The 17,599-nt window shown below is 75.8% G+C and carries 21 protein-coding genes; 6 read left to right on the top strand and 15 right to left on the bottom strand.

Translation table 11 applies throughout. The features are described 5' to 3' along the window. Positions 1 to 84 precede the first annotated feature (84 nt). The 5 genes from O2W20_RS03810 to mshA form a co-directional block, all read right to left on the bottom strand. Positions 85 to 849 (bottom strand): phosphoglyceromutase, encoded by a 765-nt coding sequence (locus O2W20_RS03810; RefSeq protein WP_269170423.1) that lies wholly within the window; start codon positions 847 to 849, stop codon positions 85 to 87. A gap of 52 nt (positions 850 to 901) precedes the next feature. Further along, positions 902 to 2,149, bottom strand: a complete 1,248-nt coding sequence (locus O2W20_RS03805; RefSeq protein ID WP_269170422.1) for an aminotransferase class I/II-fold pyridoxal phosphate-dependent enzyme — start codon at positions 2,147 to 2,149, stop codon at positions 902 to 904. Positions 2,150 to 2,359: 210 nt separating this feature from the next. Then, positions 2,360 to 3,919, bottom strand: a complete 1,560-nt coding sequence (locus O2W20_RS03800) for an MFS transporter (RefSeq protein WP_269170421.1) — start codon at positions 3,917 to 3,919, stop codon at positions 2,360 to 2,362. A gap of 10 nt (positions 3,920 to 3,929) precedes the next feature. Next, the gene (locus O2W20_RS03795) at positions 3,930 to 4,445 is read right to left on the bottom strand and encodes a YbjN domain-containing protein (protein WP_269170420.1); all 516 of its coding nucleotides are present in this window, start codon (positions 4,443 to 4,445) and stop codon (positions 3,930 to 3,932) included. After that, a complete protein-coding gene (mshA, locus tag O2W20_RS03790; protein ID WP_269170419.1) occupies positions 4,442 to 5,836 on the bottom strand; it encodes a D-inositol-3-phosphate glycosyltransferase in 1,395 nt (464 codons plus the stop codon). The genes O2W20_RS03795 and mshA overlap by 4 nt, the downstream gene beginning before the upstream one ends. Before the next feature lie 114 nt (positions 5,837 to 5,950). Here mshA and O2W20_RS03785 point away from each other — a divergent pair, with 114 nt between their 5' ends. After that, positions 5,951 to 6,733, top strand: coding sequence for an SDR family oxidoreductase (locus tag O2W20_RS03785; protein ID WP_269170418.1), 783 nt, complete (start codon positions 5,951 to 5,953; stop codon positions 6,731 to 6,733). A 31-nt stretch (positions 6,734 to 6,764) separates the two neighbouring features. On the opposite strand, the gene O2W20_RS03780 is transcribed toward O2W20_RS03785, so the two are convergent. Beyond that, positions 6,765 to 7,040: a hypothetical protein gene (locus O2W20_RS03780; protein WP_269170417.1), complete on the bottom strand. Its 276-nt coding sequence runs from the start codon at positions 7,038 to 7,040 to the stop codon at positions 6,765 to 6,767. Further along, positions 7,037 to 8,071, bottom strand: coding sequence for a UDP-N-acetylmuramate dehydrogenase (locus O2W20_RS03775; RefSeq protein WP_269170416.1), 1,035 nt, complete (start codon positions 8,069 to 8,071; stop codon positions 7,037 to 7,039). Before O2W20_RS03775 ends, O2W20_RS03780 begins: the two co-directional genes overlap by 4 nt. Before the next feature lie 40 nt (positions 8,072 to 8,111). On the opposite strand from O2W20_RS03775, the gene O2W20_RS03770 reads away from it, so the two are divergent. The 4 genes from O2W20_RS03770 to O2W20_RS03755 are packed head-to-tail and all read left to right on the top strand — an operon-like array spanning position 8,112 to position 10,875. Next, positions 8,112 to 8,957 (top strand): class I SAM-dependent methyltransferase, encoded by an 846-nt coding sequence (locus O2W20_RS03770; protein WP_269170415.1) that lies wholly within the window; start codon positions 8,112 to 8,114, stop codon positions 8,955 to 8,957. Between the two features lie 26 nt (positions 8,958 to 8,983). Next, positions 8,984 to 9,763, top strand: a complete 780-nt coding sequence (locus tag O2W20_RS03765; protein ID WP_269170414.1) for a maleylpyruvate isomerase N-terminal domain-containing protein — start codon at positions 8,984 to 8,986, stop codon at positions 9,761 to 9,763. A 2-nt stretch (positions 9,764 to 9,765) separates the two neighbouring features. Next, positions 9,766 to 10,626 (top strand): spermidine synthase, encoded by an 861-nt coding sequence (locus O2W20_RS03760; protein WP_269170413.1) that lies wholly within the window; start codon positions 9,766 to 9,768, stop codon positions 10,624 to 10,626. A gap of 45 nt (positions 10,627 to 10,671) precedes the next feature. Then, positions 10,672 to 10,875, top strand: coding sequence for a PspC domain-containing protein (locus O2W20_RS03755; protein ID WP_269170412.1), 204 nt, complete (start codon positions 10,672 to 10,674; stop codon positions 10,873 to 10,875). A gap of 27 nt (positions 10,876 to 10,902) precedes the next feature. On the opposite strand, the gene O2W20_RS03750 is transcribed toward O2W20_RS03755, so the two are convergent. The 8 genes from O2W20_RS03750 to O2W20_RS03715 all read right to left on the bottom strand — a co-directional run bounded on the left by O2W20_RS03750 (position 10,903) and on the right by O2W20_RS03715 (position 16,673). Continuing rightward, positions 10,903 to 11,190, bottom strand: coding sequence for a DUF2516 family protein (locus tag O2W20_RS03750; RefSeq protein WP_269170411.1), 288 nt, complete (start codon positions 11,188 to 11,190; stop codon positions 10,903 to 10,905). Positions 11,191 to 11,349: 159 nt separating this feature from the next. Beyond that, the gene (locus tag O2W20_RS03745) at positions 11,350 to 12,135 is read right to left on the bottom strand and encodes a hypothetical protein (RefSeq protein WP_269170410.1); all 786 of its coding nucleotides are present in this window, start codon (positions 12,133 to 12,135) and stop codon (positions 11,350 to 11,352) included. Next, on the bottom strand, positions 12,132 to 12,644 hold the full coding sequence (locus O2W20_RS03740) for a helix-turn-helix domain-containing protein (protein WP_269170409.1): 513 nt from the start codon (positions 12,642 to 12,644) through the stop codon (positions 12,132 to 12,134). Before O2W20_RS03740 ends, O2W20_RS03745 begins: the two co-directional genes overlap by 4 nt. Positions 12,645 to 12,699: 55 nt before the next feature. After that, complete coding sequence (locus tag O2W20_RS03735) at positions 12,700 to 13,689, bottom strand: asparaginase (protein ID WP_269170408.1); 990 nt, start codon at positions 13,687 to 13,689, stop codon at positions 12,700 to 12,702. After that, positions 13,689 to 14,255, bottom strand: a complete 567-nt coding sequence (locus tag O2W20_RS03730) for an RsiG family protein (RefSeq protein ID WP_269170407.1) — start codon at positions 14,253 to 14,255, stop codon at positions 13,689 to 13,691. Before O2W20_RS03730 ends, O2W20_RS03735 begins: the two co-directional genes overlap by 1 nt. Then, on the bottom strand, positions 14,252 to 15,118 hold the full coding sequence (locus O2W20_RS03725; protein WP_269170406.1) for a 3-keto-5-aminohexanoate cleavage protein: 867 nt from the start codon (positions 15,116 to 15,118) through the stop codon (positions 14,252 to 14,254). Before O2W20_RS03725 ends, O2W20_RS03730 begins: the two co-directional genes overlap by 4 nt. After that, complete coding sequence (gene ygfZ, locus O2W20_RS03720) at positions 15,115 to 16,227, bottom strand: CAF17-like 4Fe-4S cluster assembly/insertion protein YgfZ (protein ID WP_269170405.1); 1,113 nt, start codon at positions 16,225 to 16,227, stop codon at positions 15,115 to 15,117. The genes O2W20_RS03725 and ygfZ overlap by 4 nt, the downstream gene beginning before the upstream one ends. Further along, positions 16,224 to 16,673 carry a Fur family transcriptional regulator gene (locus O2W20_RS03715; RefSeq protein WP_269159043.1) on the bottom strand — a complete coding sequence of 150 codons (450 nt, stop codon included), beginning with the start codon at positions 16,671 to 16,673 and terminating at the stop codon, positions 16,224 to 16,226. Before O2W20_RS03715 ends, ygfZ begins: the two co-directional genes overlap by 4 nt. Before the next feature lie 40 nt (positions 16,674 to 16,713). Between O2W20_RS03715 and O2W20_RS03710 the strand changes: the two genes are divergently transcribed. Then, positions 16,714 to 17,559, top strand: coding sequence for an aminotransferase class IV (locus O2W20_RS03710; RefSeq protein ID WP_269170404.1), 846 nt, complete (start codon positions 16,714 to 16,716; stop codon positions 17,557 to 17,559). The last annotated feature ends 40 nt before the right edge of the window (positions 17,560 to 17,599 follow it).

Below are 17,599 nucleotides of genomic sequence, written 5' to 3'. Positions count from 1 at the left end.
TCGCGCCCGGGCCCTGCTGCACCCGACGGGGCGGCCCCTCTGCAGGGTCCGCCCCGAGCCTGCGAGGGGTGGGGCAGAGGGTGCCTACTTCTTGCCCTGGTTCTTGACCGCCTCGATCGCGGCGGCCGCGGCGTCGGGGTCGAGGTACTGCCCGCCGGTCGTGATCGGCCGCAGGTCGGCGTCCAGGTCGTAGCGCAGCGGGACGCCGGTGGGGATGTTCAGCCCGACGACCTCGTCCTCGCCCATGCCGTCCAGGTGCTTCACCAGGGCCCGCAGGCTGTTGCCGTGCGCGGCCACCAGCACGGTCTGGCCACTGCGCAGGTCCGGCACGATCGCGTCGTACCAGTACGGGAGCATCCGGACGACCACGTCGGCCAGGCACTCGGTGGCCGGGCGGGCCTCCGGGGGCAGGAACGAGTACCGCGGGTCGCCGTCCTGGCTGTACTGGCTGCCGGCCTCGATCGGCGGCGGCGGGGTGGCGTAGCTGCGCCGCCAGGTCATGAACTGCTCCTCGCCGTACTCGGCGAGCGTGGCGGCCTTGTCCTTGCCCTGCAACGCCCCGTAGTGCCGCTCGTTGAGCCGCCAGGAGCGGCGGACCGGGATCCACTGCCGGTCGGCGGCGGCCAGGGTCAGCTCGGCGGTGGTGATGGCGCGCTTGAGCAGGGAGGTGTGCAGCACGTCGGGGAGCACGCCGTGCTCGGCGAGCAGCTCCCCACCACGGGCGGCCTCGGCGCGCCCCTTCTCCGACAGCTCGACGTCCACCCAGCCGGTGAACAGGTTGGCCTTGTTCCACTCGCTCTCGCCATGGCGGAGCAGGATGAGGGTCCCGGTGCTCGTCGTGTCGCTCACACGGCCATCCTGCCCGACCCCCATCCGGCCCGTGCACGGCAGTCCGGCGGCCTCAGGCCATCGCGCCGGCCAGCTCCGCGGTGCGCACCCCGCGGACGGCGTCGGCCACCAGCTCCCCGGCCCGGCGCAGCTGCTCGTCGGTGTGCGTGGCCATGACCGCCAGGCGCAGCACGCCCTGCCCGCGCGGGACGGCCGGGTAGCTGACCGCGTTGGTGTAGACCCCGGACTCGTGGGCCGCGGCCCATGCGCGGCGGGTCGCCTCGTCCTCCCCGGTGCGGACGGCGATGACGGCGCCCTTGCCGGGCAGCGGCGGTGCGCCGTGCTCGGTGAGCACCCGGCGCAGCAGGTCGCTGTTGTCCCGCAGGCGCTGCATCCGCTCCGGCTCCCGGCGCAGCACGCGGAGGGCGGCGAGCGCGGCGGCGACCGCCGTCGGGGCGTTGGCGGCGCTGAAGATGTAGGGCATCGCCGAGGCCCGGATGCCGTCCGCCACCGCCCGGGAGGTCAGCACCGCACCGCCGACGCTGGCCAGCGACTTGCTGAACGCCACGGTGACCGCGTCGACCCGGTCCAGGACGCCGGCGGCCTCGGCGGCGCCCCGGCCGTTCGCCCCGAGCACGCCGAGCCCGTGCGCCTCGTCGACCACCAGCCGGGCGGAGAACCGCCCGCAGAGGCCGGCGATCGCCGCCAGCGGAGCTGACTCCCCGCTCATCGAGTAGACGCCGTCGACGACCACGACGGCCCCGGCCTCGGGGTCCAGACGCCCCAGCCGCCGCTCCAGCGACGCCACCGAGTTGTGCGTGAACCGCAGCACGGTGCCCCGGCTGGCCGCTGCGGCGGCGTGCAGGCTGGCGTGCGCGTGCGCGTCGACGAGGAGCACGTCGCCGGGAGCACCGATCGTGGACAGGATGGCGGCGTTGGCGTTGACGCCGGCGGAGGTCAGCACCGCGTCCTCGGTGCCGCTGTGCTCGGCGAGCTCCCGCTCCAGGGTCAGGTGCAGCCGGGTGGTGCCGTTGAGGATGCGGCTCCCGGCCGCACTGGTGCCGTACTGCCGCAGCGCGTCGACCGCGGCCTCGACCACCTGCGGGTCGCCGGCCAGGCCGAGGTAGTTGTTGGTGCCCAGGTTGATCCGGGTCCGGCCGTCGTCGAACACCGTGAGCGGCTGGGGTGCCCCGGCGGTGGGCACCGAGTGCGTGGCCATCCCCTCCCGGACGTGCCGCCGCATCATCTCCGCGCGGGTGCTCTCCAGCAGCGGGGCGAAGGGGTCGCGGCGGGTGGGGACGGGCCGGGCAGCGTCGAACACGGGCAGCTCCTCGCAGTGCGGCGCGGGGATCGCAGCCGTTCACCCCTGACCCTGGCGGCCAACACGCTCCGTGGTCAACAGATACCGTTCAGTCCGGTCGAGGGTCACCCGAGCAGGCGTGGGACGGGTCACTCCTCGACGGAGCGTGTCGGATCCGGGCAGCCGGCAGGGCCCGGGCGGGTGACACCCGGTCGCGCGAGGGGAAAGGGCTCAGGCTGCCGGGCGACGGCCGGGGAGCCAGAGCAGGACGACGACCGCGGCGATCACCGCAGCGGCCGCGGTGCCGACGGCGGTCAGGTGCATGGCGCCCACGAACGCCTCCCGGGCCGGGTCCACGACGGCCGCGGCCGCTGCCGCGGTCTCCCCACCGGCTGCCTCGGCGTCCGCCACGGCGGACAGCGTCGCCACGATCGACTCACCGGCCTGGTCCCGAGCCCCGGCGGGCAGGGCCTCGACGTCGTCCCCGAGCCGGTTGGCGTAGGAGGTGGCCAGCACCGAGCCGAGGATCGCCACCCCCAGCGCGCCGCCGACCTGGCGCACCGCGTTGTTCACCGCGGCCCCGGCCCCGGCCTTCTCCCGTGGGACGACGGACATGATCGACTCCGTCGCCGGGGCCATCACCGCGCCCATGCCGATGCCCTGCAGCGCCAGATCGGCGAGCACCAGCCAGACCGGGGCGTCGGCGTCCAGCAGCTGGATGCCGGCGAAGGAGAGCGCGATCAGGGTGAAGCCGGTGGCGCAGACGGCCTTGGCGCCGAACCGCTGGGCCAGCCCCGAGGTGCGCGGCGCGGTCAGCGCGATGCCCACGGCGACCGGCACCAGCGCGGCCCCGCTCTCCAGCGGGGAGTACCCGCGCACGCCCTGGAGGTAGTAGACGAGGTAGAACGTCGCCCCCTGGAGGGCGAAGAAGTTGAGCGCCAGCGCCCCTGCCGCCGCGGAGAACGCGGGGTTGCGGAACAGCGAGACGTCCAGCGCCGGGTGCGCGGTGCGCCGCTGCCACCAGATGAAGACGACGAGCAGGACGACGCCGGCGGCCAGCGGCCCCCAGGTCTGCAGCTCGCCCCAGCCCTCGCTGCCGCCGCGGATGATGCCGTAGACGACCCCGACCAGCGCGGCGATGGACAGCAGCACCCCGGGGACGTCGAGCCGGCCGGGGTCGGGGTCCCTGGACTCGGGGACGACGGTCAGCACGCCGACCGCGCCGAGGGCGGCCACCGGGACGCCGAGCAGGAAGACCGCGCCCCACCAGAAGTGCTCCAGCACCAGCCCACCGGCCAGCGGCCCACCGGCGACCGCGAGCCCGGAGGCCCCCGCCCACAGACCGATCGCCCGGCCCCGCTCGCCGGCGGGGAAGACGTTGGTGATCACGGCGAGGGTGGCCGGCTGGATCGCCGCGCCCCCGACGCCCATCAGCGCCCGCCAGCCGATCAGCTCGAGCGCCGAGTCGCTGGAGGCGGCCAGCACCGACCCGAGCGCGAAGATCGTCAGCCCGGCCAGCAGCACCTTGCGCCGGCCGATCCGGTCACCGATGACGCCCCAGCTGAACAGCAGCCCGGCGAACACCAGGATGTAGGAGTCGATGGCCCACTGCAGCTCGCCCTGGGTGGCGTCCAGCTCCCGCTGCAGGGTGGGCAGCGCGACGTTCAGGATCGTGTTGCCCATGATCACCATGAGCAGGCAGACGATCATCGTCCCGAGCACCCACCAGCGGCGCTCGTAGCCCGCCGGCAGCTCGCCGGTCGCCGGTGCCGGGCGCTCGGTGGTGCTCACGCGGGGCGGCTCACTCGCGCGGGCGCCGGGCGGGGTCGGCGAACGCTGCGAAGGCCTCCAGGTTGCGCAGCGACTCCCCGCGCTTGACCCGCCAGTCCCACTCGCGGCGGATCGAGGTGCCGAAGCCGATCTCCAGCATGGTGTTGAAGTGGTCGTCGGCGTAGGTGAGCACCGAGCCGAGCAGCCGGTCGATCTCCTCCGGGGTGATCACCGCGTGCGGGAGCCGGCCGGTGAGGTACACGTCGCCCACACCGTCGATCGAATAGCTCACCCCGTAGCTGCGCGCGTTGTGCTGCAGCAGCCAGGCCCACAGCTGCTCGCGGTTCTCGTCGGGCTGCCGGCAGACGAAGGCCTCGACGGTGAGCGCGTGAGCCCCGATGGTCAGCCCCACCACGGTCTTCAGCTTCTTCGTGCCGGGCAGCGTGACGACGAAGCGGCCCACACCCGGGTGCTCGTGCTCCAGTTCGGCGGCGCGCAGCGTCTCCTCGACGACCGCGTCGAGTTCGGGGAGGCTGCGCTCGCTCATCGCCGAGCCCGACCGCCCAGGCTGCTCCCCCCGGTCAGCACCCGCACGGCCTCGGCGGCCCGGTGGGCGGGGCGCACCCGGCGCCGGCCCATCTCGGTCATCGCCGCGGCGTAGGCCTCGACGAGGGAGTCGGTGGTGCGGTCCCAGCTGAACGCAGCCGCGTGCCGGCGGGCACCGGCGGCCAACAGCTCCCGGCGAACCAGCACCCGGCGGACGGCGCCGGCGTAGTCCTCGGGGTCGCGCCCGGCGACCAGCAGCCCGGAGACCCCGTCGTCCACGGCGGTGGGCAGCCCGCCGACCGCGGCGGCGACCACCGGGGTGCCGCAGGCCTGCGCCTCGAGTGCGACCAGGCCGAAGGACTCGTTGTGGCTGGGGACGACGGCGACGTCGGCGGCCCGGTAGTGGTCGGCGAGCTGCGCGGGGGCCTGCGGCGGCAGGAAGCGGACCACGTCGGCGACCCCGAGGGAGACGGCCAGCTCCTGCAGCCGCTGCGGTTCGGCCAGCCCCGACCCGCTGGGCGCGCCGACCACCAGCACCTCCAGCCGGTTCCGCAGGGCCGGGTCCGCAGCGAGCATCCGGGCCGCGGCGTGCAGCAGCATCTCCGGGGCCTTGAGCGGCTGGATCCGGCCCACGAACAGCAGGACGACGGCGTCCGGGGCCACCCCGACCCGCGCCCGGGCGGCCTGCCGGTCGCCGGGCCGAAAGCACTCCAGGTCCACGCCCGGCGGGATGACCAGGGTGCGACGGGGGTCGGCGTCGTAGAAGTCGACCAGCTGCCGGGCCTCCTCGGCGGTGTTGGCCACCAGCCGGTCGGCCTCGGCGACGACCTGCTCCTCACCGATCACCCGGGTGCGCGGCTCGGGCTCGTCCCCCTCGGCCAGCGCAGCGTTCTTCACCTTCGCCAGGGTGTGCGCCGAGTGCACCAGCGGCACGCCCCAGCGGTCGCGGGCCAGCCAGCCGACCTGGCCGGAGAGCCAGTAGTGGGAGTGGACGACGTCGAAGTGCCCCGGCTCGTGCTGGGCCTCCTCGCGCAGCACCGCGGCGGTGAAGGCGCACATCTGGGCGGGCAGCTCCTGCTTGCCCAGGCCCTCGAACGGTCCGGCGCTCACGTGCCGCACGGTCACGCCCGGGCTCATCTCGACCACGGGTGGCTGCTCGCTCGAGGTCGCCCGGGTGAACACGTCAACGGCGATCCCGCGGGCGGCCAGCCGGCGGGACACCTCGACCACGTAGACGTTCATGCCCCCGGCGTCACCGGCGCCCGGCTGCTCCAGCGGGCTGGTGTGCACCGACAGGGTCGCCACCCGGCGGGGCAGCACCGGCGCGGCCGGCTCGGGCGCGGCGCCGGCCCGCCACGGCGTGGGCTGGCGCGGATGGCGGCGAGCGGGCACGGAGCTCCTCCCGCTCGGGCGCCTGGGGCCGCTGTGGCCTGCCGTGGCTGCTGAGGCGGCCCGGTCGGGACACCCTGTCGTCGTCCCAGTCTGCAACAGCGCCAGGATGGGCACATGTCCAGCCCCGTCGCCCCGTCGTCCACCAGCACGCCCTTCGCCGGGTCGGGCCGCGTCGCGGTCGTCACCGGAGCCTCCAGCGGCATCGGCGCCGCGACCGCGGAACGGCTGGCGGCCGACGGCTTCTCCGTGGTGCTGGCCGCCCGCCGCATCGACCGGCTGACCGAGCTCGCGGAGCGGATCGGCGGCCGCGCGGTGCAGCTCGACGTGACCGATCCCATGTCCGTCGCGGCGCTGGCCGCCGGGCTGGACCGGGTCGACGTGCTGGTGAACAACGCCGGCGGGGCGTTCGACAGCAACCCGGTGGCCGAGGCCGACCTGGACTCCTGGCAGCGCACCTACGACGTCAACGTGCTCGGCACCGTGCGGGTGACCACGGCGCTGCTGCCCGCGTTGCGGGCCTCGGGCGCGGGCGACCTGGTGTTCGTCGGCTCGACGGCCGGGCTGGTCAGCTACGAGGGCGGGGCGAGCTACACCGCGGCCAAGCACGGGGTGCACACGCTGGTCGAGACGCTGCGGCTGGAGCTCGTGGCCGAGCCGGTCCGGGTGGTCGAGATCGCGCCGGGGATGGTCAAGACCGAGGAGTTCTCGCTCAACCGCACCAGGTCGCAGGAGAAGGCCGACGCCGTCTACCGGGGGGTGCGCGAGCCGCTGGTCGCCGCGGACGTCGCCGACTGCATCGCCTGGGCGGTCACCCGGCCGCACCACGTGAACGTCGACCTGCTCGTCGTCCGCCCCCGGGCTCAGGCCGCCCAGCACAAGGTGCACCGCGAGGAGTGAGGCCGCCCCCTCGTGAGCCCGGACCGGGGGGCTACTCCGCGTTGCGGTGCAGGACGTCGTAGGCGCGGGTCACCCGCGCCGGGTCGGCGGCGGTGCCGCTCTTCTCGAACAGCGTCTGGGCGTCGGTGACCTCGGCCGTGGTGGCGGTGCCGGAGTTCAGCACCCGGGCGATCAGCCCGGTCAGTGCGGCGTCGGCCTCCACGCGAGCCATCCAGCCGGTCAGCTGGGCGGGGTCGGCCGGCATCGGCGCGGGTGTGCGCAGCGCGTCGTAGAGGGCGCCCAGCTGCAGCGACTCGTCCGGCCTCACGCGCGCACCGCGGTCGGCTCGGGCACCAGGGTGACGCCGAACTGCTCCCGCACCGCGGCCACCACCCGGTCGGCGAAGGCCATCAGCTCCGCGGCGGTGGCGCCGGGCTCGGTGGTCAGCGCCAGGCTGTGCCGCGACGACGTCCCGACCTTCCCGGCGCGGGTGCCCCGGCCGTAGCCGGAGTGCTGCACCAGCCAGGCGGCGCTCAGCTTCACCTGCGCGGCCCCGTCGGCACCGATCCCGGCCGGCCAGGACGGGCACTCGGGCACCGCGGTGCCGACCGGCACGACCGGGTTGGTGAAGAACGACCCGGCGCTGCGCGAGTCGGGGTCGGCCGGGTCCCAGACCATCCCCTTGCCGCGGCGCAGGGTCAGGACGGCGTCCCGCACCGCGGCCAGCGGGGCGGTCTCGCCCAGCTCGACGCCGAGCGTCTTGGCCAGCTCGGCGTAGCTGACCGGGCTCGACTGCGCCGAGGCCCGCAGCAGGAACGTCACCGCGAGGACCACGTACGCGCCGGGCTGCTGCTTGAGCCGGCTGTCCCGGTAGGCGAAGCCCAGCTCGGCGGGGAGGAACACCCGCTCGGCCCCGGCGGACCGGTCGTACACCCGCACCGAGGTGATCAGCGCCGCGACCTCCTGGCCGTAGGCACCGACGTTCTGCACCGGGGTGGCGCCGGTCGAGCCGGGGATGCCCGACAGCGCCTCCATCCCGGCCAGCTGCTGCCCCACGGTGTGCGCGACCAGGTCGTCCCAGGGCTCGCCGGCCTCGACCTCGAGCTCCACCCCGTCGGCGGTGTCCCGGCGCGCGATGCCCCGGGTGCGCACCAGCACCACGTCGCCGGGCCAGCCGGCGTCCGGGGCGACGATGTTCGAACCGCCGCCGAGGACCAGCAGCGGGCGGCCGGCGTCATCGGCATCGCGGACGGCGGCGACCAGCTCGTCGCGGCCGGTGACCTCGACCAGGCGCTCGATCGGACCGCCGACCCCGAGGGTCGTCAGGTCCGCCAGCCGGGCGTCGTGGCGTACCTGCACGGGACCACCGTAATCGGCGCCACGGCTAACCTCGTGCACCGTGAGCGACCACACCCAGCGTGCGTCGCTGCCACCCGTCCGCAAGGCCCCCCGACTGGCCGCCGGCCGCGCTCGCGCCCTCGGCCTGCCGACCCGCGGCACCACGAACGCGAACCGGCTGCGCCGGGTCGACCGCTGGCTGGTCGCCACCCAGGTCGCCCGGCTGCGCGACGCCGCCCGGCCGCTGGTCGTCGACCTGGGCTACGGGGCGTCGGCGGTGACCACCCTGGAGCTGGTCGACCGGCTCGCCCCGGAGGTCGACCGGCTGGAGGTGGTCGGGCTGGAGATCGACCCCGAGCGGGTGGCCGCCGTGGCCGCCGACCGCGACCCGCCACGGGTGGACTTCCGGGTGGGCGGCTTCGAGCTGGCCGGGCTGCAGCCGGTGCTGGTGCGGGCGTTCAACGTGCTGCGCCAGTACGACGAGGAGTCCGCCGGCCGAGCCTGGGACACCATGCGCGCCGCGCTGGCGCCCGGGGGCCTGCTGGTCGAGGGCACCTGCGACGAGTGGGGACGACGGTCGACCTGGGTGGCCCTGGACGAGGACGGCCCGCTCACCCTGACCCTCGCCGCCCGGGTGTCGGACCTGGAGCGCCCCTCCGACCTGGCCGAGCGGCTCCCCAAGGCGCTGATCCACCGCAACGTCCCCGGCCAGCCGGTGCACGCCTTCCTCACCGCCTTCGACCGCGCCTGGGCCTCGGCGGCCGGGCTGTCGACGTTCGGCCCCCGGCAGCGCTGGGCCGCCGCGGTCGAGACGCTGGCCGACGACGGCTGGCCGCTGGTGGGCCCGCCCCGACGGTGGAAGCACGGCGAGGTCAGCGTCCGCTGGTCGGCGGTCGCGCCGACCTGACCCGCCCCGTGCGGCACGATGACGTGGTGCCCGCTCCCCCGCTGACCCCCGACGAGCTGCACGACCGGTGCATCGCCGCCGTCGTGCAGGACGGCGAGCGGATCGGCGTGCTCGCCCAGGAACTGGACGCCGGGCGCACCCCGGTCGCCGGGGGCCTGCAGACCGAGGTGCCCTGGGTGGCCGGCTGGACCGCCCGCGACCTGATCGCCCACCTCGGCGCGGTGCACCGCTGGGTCACCGGGATCCTGCGGGCCGGCCACACCCGCGCACCGGGCTCCTCCAGCGGCATCACCCCGCCGCACGACGACCTGCACGGCTGGTACGCCCTGGGCCTCACCGAGCTGGTCGCCACGCTGCGCACCACCGACCCGGACGCACCCGCCTGGCACATGAGCCCGGCCGCCACCCACACCGCGCGCGACTGGGCCCGGCGGCAGGCGCACGAGCACACCGTCCACCGGCAGGACCTGGAGGCAGCCGCGTCCCTGGACCACGCCCCGGTCGACCCGGTGCTGGCCGGTGACGGGGTCGACGAGCTGCTGGCCGTCGTCCTCCCCCGCTGGCAGCACACCGCCCCGCTGGTCTCCGCCCGGGCGTCGGTCGGCGTCACCGCGACCGACCTGGACCGCGACTGGACCGTGGAGGTGACCGACGGCGCCGTCCGGTGCACCGACGGCGCCACCGCGGACGCCGACGCCCAGCTGTCCGGCACGGCCGGCCAGCTGCTGCTGCGGCTGTGGGGCCGTCCGGCCGAGGTGACGGTGCACGGCGACCGGGCCGCCGAGGCCCTGCTGCGGGGGCGCTGACCGTGGGCCGGCGCGACCGCGCTCACCTCACCGCCCTGCCGGGCGCCACCGAGGTGGGCGGGGGGACGGCGGAGCTGCTCGCGGACGCCGACCGGGACGGCGCCTGGCAGCTGCTGGTCAACGGCACGCCGCAGTCGCACGTCGACCTGACCGACCCGACGTACCTGGAGTTCGAGTACGTGCGGCGGATGGGCCACGTGCTGGACCTGGTCGCCGACCCCGGCCGGCCGCTGGACGTCGTGCACCTGGGCGGGGGCGCGCTGACGTTGCCCCGCTACGTGGCGGCGACCCGGCCGGGGTCCGCGCAGCGGGTGATGGAGCTCGACGAGGCGCTCACCGAACTGGTGCGCCGCGAGCTGCCACTGCCCCGGAACGCCCGCGTCCGGGTCCGGGGAATCGACGCCCGGGCCGGGCTGGCCGCGCTGCCCGACGCCAGCGCCGACGTCGTCCTGGTCGACGTCTTCGCCGGCGCCCGCACCCCGGCCCACCTGACCACCGTGGAGTTCGCCACCGACGTGGCCCGGGTGCTGCGCCCCGGCGGCACGACGGCCTGGAACGTCTCCGACGGTCCGCCGCTGCGCTTCGCCCGCGCCGAGGCCGCGACCCTGCGGGCCGTCTTCGGCCACGTGGCCCTGCTGGCCGAGCCCGGCACGCTGCGCGGGCGCCGGTTCGGCAACACCGTGGCGGTCGCGTCGGCGGCCGAGCTGCCGATCGCCGGCCTCACCCGCCGGTGCGCCGGTGACCCGATGCCCTCCCGGGTGGTCAGCGACGCGGAGCTGGACCGCTTCGTCGGGCAGGCCGTGCCGGTGACCGACGCCGTCGCCGAGCCCTCGCCCCCGCCGCCGGACGGCATCTTCGGCTGACCGCCGCAGAGTGCACCGGCCGGGCCGTCGGCCTAGGGTCGGGCCATGACCGCTCCCGCATCCCGACGGCTCACCCGCGACACCCGGCACAAGGTCATCGCCGGCGTGTGCGCCGGCCTGGCCCGCCGCTACGGACTCTCCCGCACCGGCCTGCGACTGGCGTTCGTCGTCTCCTGCGTGCTCCCGGGCCCGCAGTTCGTCGCCTACCTCGTGCTGTGGGTCATCATGCCCCGCGACGACCGGGCCTGACCGCCGCCCCGTCCGGCGGCGGTGGGCTCACCAGTTCGAGTTGCCCCGGGGCAGCTCGCGCACCGCAGGGCGGACGTCCACCAGGTAGACGACCGCGGCGATGACGGCCGGCAGGCCCAGGAAGCTCAGCGGACCCTGCCAGAGCAGGAGCAGCGTCGCGAGACCGGTGATCGCCATCCAGCCGGGCTTGCTCAACTTCCCTGCCGCGACGAACGCGGCCGCCGGTCGGATGATCGCGTCGACGAAGGCCCACACCGCGAGGGCGAGGGTCGCGTAGAAGACGACGAGGTTGATGAGCCCGTCGATGCCAGCCATGCCAGCAGGATAGGCGCGCAGAGCCCTGCGGCGGCGCCTCGCCCCGCGCGAGACGGGCTGCCCTGACCCCTCGGGGTGGGACGACCGCGCCCCGGCACCCGCGGTCGCGGGCGCCGGGGCGCGGTGCTCAGGCCCCGGGTCGGGGGCCGGGGGCCCTGATCAGCTGGTGGCGTCGTCGGTGCTCTTCGCCGGGACGGCCAGCGGGTCGGGCAGCGGGTCGGCGGCCGACTCGACCGGGGCGACGGTCGCCGGGGTGGCCTTGGGAGTGCGCTTGGCGGCCGCCTTCTTGGCCGGGGCCTTCTTCGCCGGGGCGGTGGTGTCCCGGGCGCTGCGCTTGGCCTGCTCAGCGACCTCCTGGGTCTCCTGCTGCGCGGCGTCCACGGCCTTGTCGGTGCGCGACTTGGCCTTCTGCGCGACCGAGGTGACCTCGTCGGAGGCCTTCCCGACGGTCTCACCGGTCTCCTCGAGCACGTCCTCGACGGTGTCCTCGACGGCGTCGACGGCCCGCTCGGTCCGGGCCACGACCTTGCGGAACGCCGGCTGGGTCCGGAGGTCGTCGACGACCTTCTCGCCGCGACCGGCCAGCTCCTCGATCGCGCCGAGCGCCTGGGTGCGGGCGCTCTCCACGAGGCCGGTGACGGTGCCCAGCACGGTCTCCGGGCGGACGGTGGTGGCGACCCCGCGGGCCTGCTCGGCGCGGACCCGGGCCTCGGCCGCCGCCTGGGCGGCGCGGGCGCGGGCGGCCTCGACGCGGGTGCGCGCCTCCTTGCCGGCCAGGTCTGCCTGCACCTGGGCCTCGCCGGGCAGCGCCTCGGCGCGGGTGCGGAAGGTGCCGACGACGGTGCGGGCGCGGTCGACGGCGACGTCGCCGGCGCCGAGCGCGGCCAGCAGGCCGGTGCGGACGAAGGTCTCGCCGTGGTGCTTCAGGGTGTCGGTGCGGCTCATGCCGTCTCCTCCTGGGGAGTGGGGGTGGGTGCGGTGGTGGGGGCGGGTGCTGAGGACACAGCCGCCTGCTCGCGGGCGAGCTGTGCGGCGTGCTCCCGGGTGTAGGTCTCGTACAGCTCCAGGAGCACGGCCTTGTGCCGCTCGGAGAGCGCCTCGTCGGCCCGCAGGGCGGCGACGGTGCTCGCCGTCCCCGACCGCCGGTCGAGGATCCCGGCCTGCTCGTAGAGCGTCTCCGCGGAGATCTTCAGGCCGCGGGCGATCTGCGCCAGGATCTCGGCGGAGGGCTTGCGCAGCCCGCGCTCGACCTGGGACAGGTAGGGGTTGCTCACGCCAGCCAGCCGGGAGAGCTCGCGCAGCGACACCTGGGCGGCGTTGCGCTGGTTGCGGATGAACTCACCGACCGAGGAGCTGACGGTCGTGTTCACCGTCGAGGCCTCGGCAGCCGCCGTCGCGACGCTCTCGCGGACGGCGGTCACCTGGTCCCGGACGAACTCCGTGGGTCGCTGCACAGCCCCACGTTAGCCCAGCGTGCTAGCTCTTGCAAGCGGACTGCTAGCAACTGGCTCAGCCGAGGACGGCGGCTGCCCGGACCTCGCCCACCACGCCCTCGCCGCCGTTCACCGGCGTGACCAGCCACCGGGCCAGCGTCTCGGCCGGCACCCCCAGCCGCTGCAGCCCGGCGGCCAGCGCCGGCGCCCGGCCACGGTCGCCACCGTCGTCCAGCTTCAGCGCCACCGCCCCGGCGCCCGGCAGCGCCGCCACGTGCACCCCGTCGGCTCCGCCCTTGACCAGCAGGCCGTCCACGGCCTGCATCAGCTCGGTGTCCTCCCGACCGGTGCCGGCCACCAGCCAGGGGTGCGCGCGCATCGCGTCGGCGACCCGGCGGCCCGGCGTCCCCGGCTCGTCCTGCACCAGTGAGAGCACGCCGCGGGCCAGGCCGGTCAGGGAGATCGCGTGCTGCGGTGCGCCACACCCGTCGACGACGACCGCGGCGACCGGCTCACCCGCGGCCTCGCCCAGCCGCGCCTCGATCGCCTGCTGCAGCGGGTGTCCCGGGTCCAGGTACCCGGCCGTCGGCCAGCCGGCCGCCACACAGGCGGCCAGCATCGCCGAGTGCTTGCCCGAACAGTTCATCGCCAGCCGCTCCGGCGACCGGCCGGCCACCAGCCAGTCGGCGCGGGTGCGCTCGTGCTGCGGCAGCGCCGGCGGGCACCCCAGGTCGTCGGGGCCCAGCCCGGCGGCGGCGAGCAGCTCGCCGGCCAGTGTCCGGTGCTCGTCCTCACCGCTGTGCGAGGCGGCCGCGATCGCCAGCTCCCGGTCGTCCCGCGGCTGCCACCCCGCCTGCAGGTAGGTGGTGGCCTGCACCGGCTTGTTCGACGAGCGCGGCAGCACCGGCCGGGTGACGTCCCCGACCTCCAGCAGCGGCGCACCGTCGACGCCCAGCACGACCAGCGCCCCGCGGTGCACGGACTCGAGCACGTCGACGCCGAAGCCGGCGCGCCAGACCTCGACGAGGACCGGCTCGTCCGCCCAGCGGGTCAGCTGTTCCCGCATCAGGCGCGGTGCCGGGACTCGTCGGCCAGCAGCTGCGCGACGTCGGCCAGGCCCTCGCGGTAGCGGCGGGCCAGCTCACCGGCGACGGCGTCCATCACCTGCTGCACCCCGCGGCGCCGCTCGGACAGCGTCCGCTCCCCCTCGCCCAGGGCCCGGGCTGCCTGCTCCAGCTGGTCGTCGGGCAGGGACGGCACGTCGGACAGGTCGACCCCCGGTGCCAGCCCGTTGACCCAGGTCTCGAACTGCTCCGGGGACGTCGGCTGGACGGTCTGGTGCCGACCGAGCCCGTGCGCGGGGCCGCGGCCCTTCTCCGAGAGGATCTCCGGCAGCAGGTCGACCAGCGAACGGCCGTCGTGCTCGGCCCGACGCTGCAGCTCGCGGCGGACGATGTCCAGCCGCCCCTGCAGCAGCCGCCGGGTGTAGGAGAGGTTGACCTCCTCCTGCTCGGCCCGGTGCCGCAGTGCGCGGACCTCGGTCATCGGCAGCTCCTGGACGCCGTCCAGGAAGGACGGGTCGAGCAGCTCGTCGACGCCGGCGCCGCCGGCAGGAGACTTGGGGGCAGTCATCGGGAGACCTCCGCAGGGGTGGGGACGCGGGTGATGCCCAGCAGCTGCCGGGCCTCGCTCGGGGTGAGCGGCGGGCGTTGGGCGATCCGGGCGAGGCCGGCCGCCCGGGCGACCAGCTGGGCGTTGCCGCGCACCGGCTCGCCGGGGGCGTAGGTCAGCGTGTCCTCCATGCCGACCCGCAGGTGACCGCCGGCCGACAGCGCGGCCAGCATCACCGGCAGCGAGGTGCGCCCCACGCCGGTCGCGGCGAAGGTGGCGCCGGGCGGGAGGAACGGCAGGCACGCGGCCAGCGCCGCGGTCGTGCCGGGCATCCCGCCGGGCACGCCCATCACCAGGTCGACGTGCACGTGCCCGCCGGCGGGCGGCCCGTGCCGGTCGAGCAGCCGGGAGAGGGTGGCCAGCTGGCCGAGGTCGAACACCTCGTACTCCGGGACGATCCCGCGCTGCTGCATCTGGGTGTGCAGCTCGACGATCAGGTCCCAGGGGTTGTAGAAGACGTCCCGGCCGAAGTTCACCGTGCCCATCGACAGCGAGGCGGCGTCCGGCTCGGCGTCGAGGACCGCCAGCCGGGCCTCAGCCGGGTCGGTGACCGCGCCGCCGGTCGAGAGCTGCACGACCAGGTCGGTGGCCTCCCGGACCGCGGCGACGACCTCGCGGACCCGGGGCAGGTCCAGCGTCGGCCGGGTGTCGGTGCCGCGGACGTGCAGGTGCAGCACCGCCGCACCCAGGGCCCGGCAGTCGCGGGCGGTGGAGACCAGCTCCTCGACGGTCACCGGCAGCGCCGGGACGTCGGACTTCGCCGACTCCGCCCCGGTCGGTGCCAGGGTCAGCAGGGTGCCCTGGACGCCGACCGGAGTGCTCACCGGCCGATCGTCGCAGACCGGACGGCGCGCACGCGGTCGCGGGCCGCCGCCCGGGTGTCGTCCAGCGCCGCCGGGGCGTCGTCGGGGTCGATGACGGCGACGGCCTCCCCGACCCGCAGGTCGGCATCGGGGGCCACGGACTGCTTGACCAGCGCCAGCCCGATCACGCCCAGCTCGTGGTGGCGCACCACGCTGCCGACCCGGCCGACCTCGCGCGTGCCGGCGGTGACCGGGGTGCCCGGCGCGGGGAGCACCTCGCTCATCCCGTCCAGGTGCAGCAGCACCTGGCGGCGCGGCGGGCGGCCGAGGTTGTGCACCCGGGCGACCGTCTCCTGGCCCCGGTAGCAGCCCTTGTCCAGATGGACGGCGCTGTCCAGCCAGACCAGTTCGTTGGGGATGGTGCGGTGGTCGGAGTCGATCCCGGCGCGCGGGCGGCGGGCCTCGACCCGCAGCCCCTCGTAGGCGTCCAGGCCGGCGAGCACCGCACCGGCGGCCAGCAGGGCGTCGGCCCGTGCCGCCACCTCGGCCCGCGGCACCAACAGGTCGACGACCGCCGCCGTCCCGTCACCGATCGCCGGCATCCGGCGCGCCCAGCCGCCACCGTCCAGCGGCACCACGGCGTGCTCCGCCGCCGGCACCGGCCAGCCGGCCGCGGTGAGCACCGCGTCGCCCTGCGGCCCGACCAGGCTCAGCAGGGCCCATCCTGCGGTGCGCAGCTCGGGCTCGACCCGGAGCATGAACTGCATCTTCTGCAGCCACCCGGTCAGCGCCGCACCCGTGCCCGGCTCGACGTCGGCCCAGGTGGTGCCGGCCAGCTCGGTCAGCACGGCGTGGTGCTCGACCCGGCCGTTCGGATCGAGGAACAGCGCCTCGGTGCCGGTCGCGTCGGGCAGCTCGCGCAGGTGCTGGGAGGTCAGGTCGTGCAGCCAGCTCAGCCGGTCCGGGCCGGGGACGGCGACGACGTCCCGGTCGCTGCGGTCGACCAGCCCGGCGCCCTCGGCGAGCCGGCGCTGCTCGGGCAGCGGCTCGCCGTAGTGGGCCGCCACCGAGCCGCCCCCCTCGACGTCGAGGGCGACGGCACCGGGGCGCTGCAGCAGGGACGACCTCATGCGTTCTCCTTCTCCGCGCAGGCTCGACAGGTGCCGGACAGCGCCACGTGACCCACGTCGAGGGTGAAACCCAGCTGGGCGCTCAGACGTTCCGCAGCACTGTCGAGCAGCGCCGGGTCGACCGAGTGGATCTCGCCGCAGGACTGGCAGACGACGTGCAGGTGGGGGTGCTGGGCGGCGTGGTAGATCGGTGCGCCCTTGCCGAGGTGGGTGTGCCAGACCAGGCCGAGCCGCTCGAGCAGCTCCAGGGTGCGGTAGACCGTCGAGGTGTCCGGGGCCGCGCCGTCCGGGCCGGCGTCGGCCCGCAGCCGGGCGCCGATCTCCTCGGGGGTGCCGTGCTCCAGCGCCGCGACGGCCGCCAGCACCCGCTGTCGCTGACTGGTCAGCCGCAGGCCACGGGCCCGCAGCTCGGCGGCCAACGGCGGCGCGCTCTCCGGTCCGGACACGGTGCCGAGCCTAGTTCGCCGATGCGGCAGGGTGGACGTCGTGACGAGCGCGCGGGTCGTGGTCTGGCGGAACGGCACGGCGACGGTGGTGGCGCCGGACGAGCCGGTGGTGACCGGGTTCGACCTGGGGCTCGGCCGGGGTGACGGCGTCTTCGAGTCGGTGCTGGTCACCGGCGGGACGACCCCGCACCTGGACGCCCACCTGGCCCGGTTGCGCCGCTCGGCGTCGATCATGGCGCTCGCCCACCCCGGGGACGACGCCGTCCGGGCCGTGGTGGCGGCCGGGGTCGCCGACTGGCCGGCCGAGGTCGAGGGCGCCTGCCGGGTGCTGCTCACCCGCGGCCTCGGGGACGACGGGCCGCCGACGCTGCTCGCCCTGCTGGCCCCGGTGCCGGCCGAGACCCTGCGGCAGCGGGAACGGGGCATCACCGTGGTCAGCCTCTCCCTCGGCGTGCCCGCCGACGTGCGCGCCACCGCCCCGTGGCTGCTGGGCGGGGCGAAGACGCTCTCCTACGCGGTGAACATGGCCGCCCTGCGGCACGCACACGCCGTGGGCGCCGACGACGTCGTCCTCACCTCGGTGGAGGGCCGACTGCTGGAGGGCCCGACCTCGACCGTCGTCTGGGCGGCCGGTGGCCGGTTGCACACCCCGCCGGTGGACACCGGGATCCTGGCCGGGACGACCCAGGCCCGGCTGTTCGACCGGGCCGAGGCCGCCGGGTGGCCGACCGCCGTGACCCCGGGGTCGGTGGAGGACCTGCGGTCGGCCGACGCCGTCTGGCTGCTCTCGGGCATCCGCGGCGCCGCGACGGTCACCCGGCTGGACGACGCAGCCCGCGGGGACGCCGGGTTGTCCCGACGGGTGCGGGAGCTGCTGGCCCGGTAGCCTCGATCGAGGTGCGCCGGGAAGTCTGGTCGGCAACTCT

Source organism: Modestobacter sp. VKM Ac-2982, from assembly GCF_026967935.1.
Taxonomy (GTDB): domain Bacteria; phylum Actinomycetota; class Actinomycetes; order Mycobacteriales; family Geodermatophilaceae; genus Modestobacter.
Note: the sequence above shows the minus strand (reverse complement) of the source record. Positions and strands in the feature narration are given on the sequence as shown.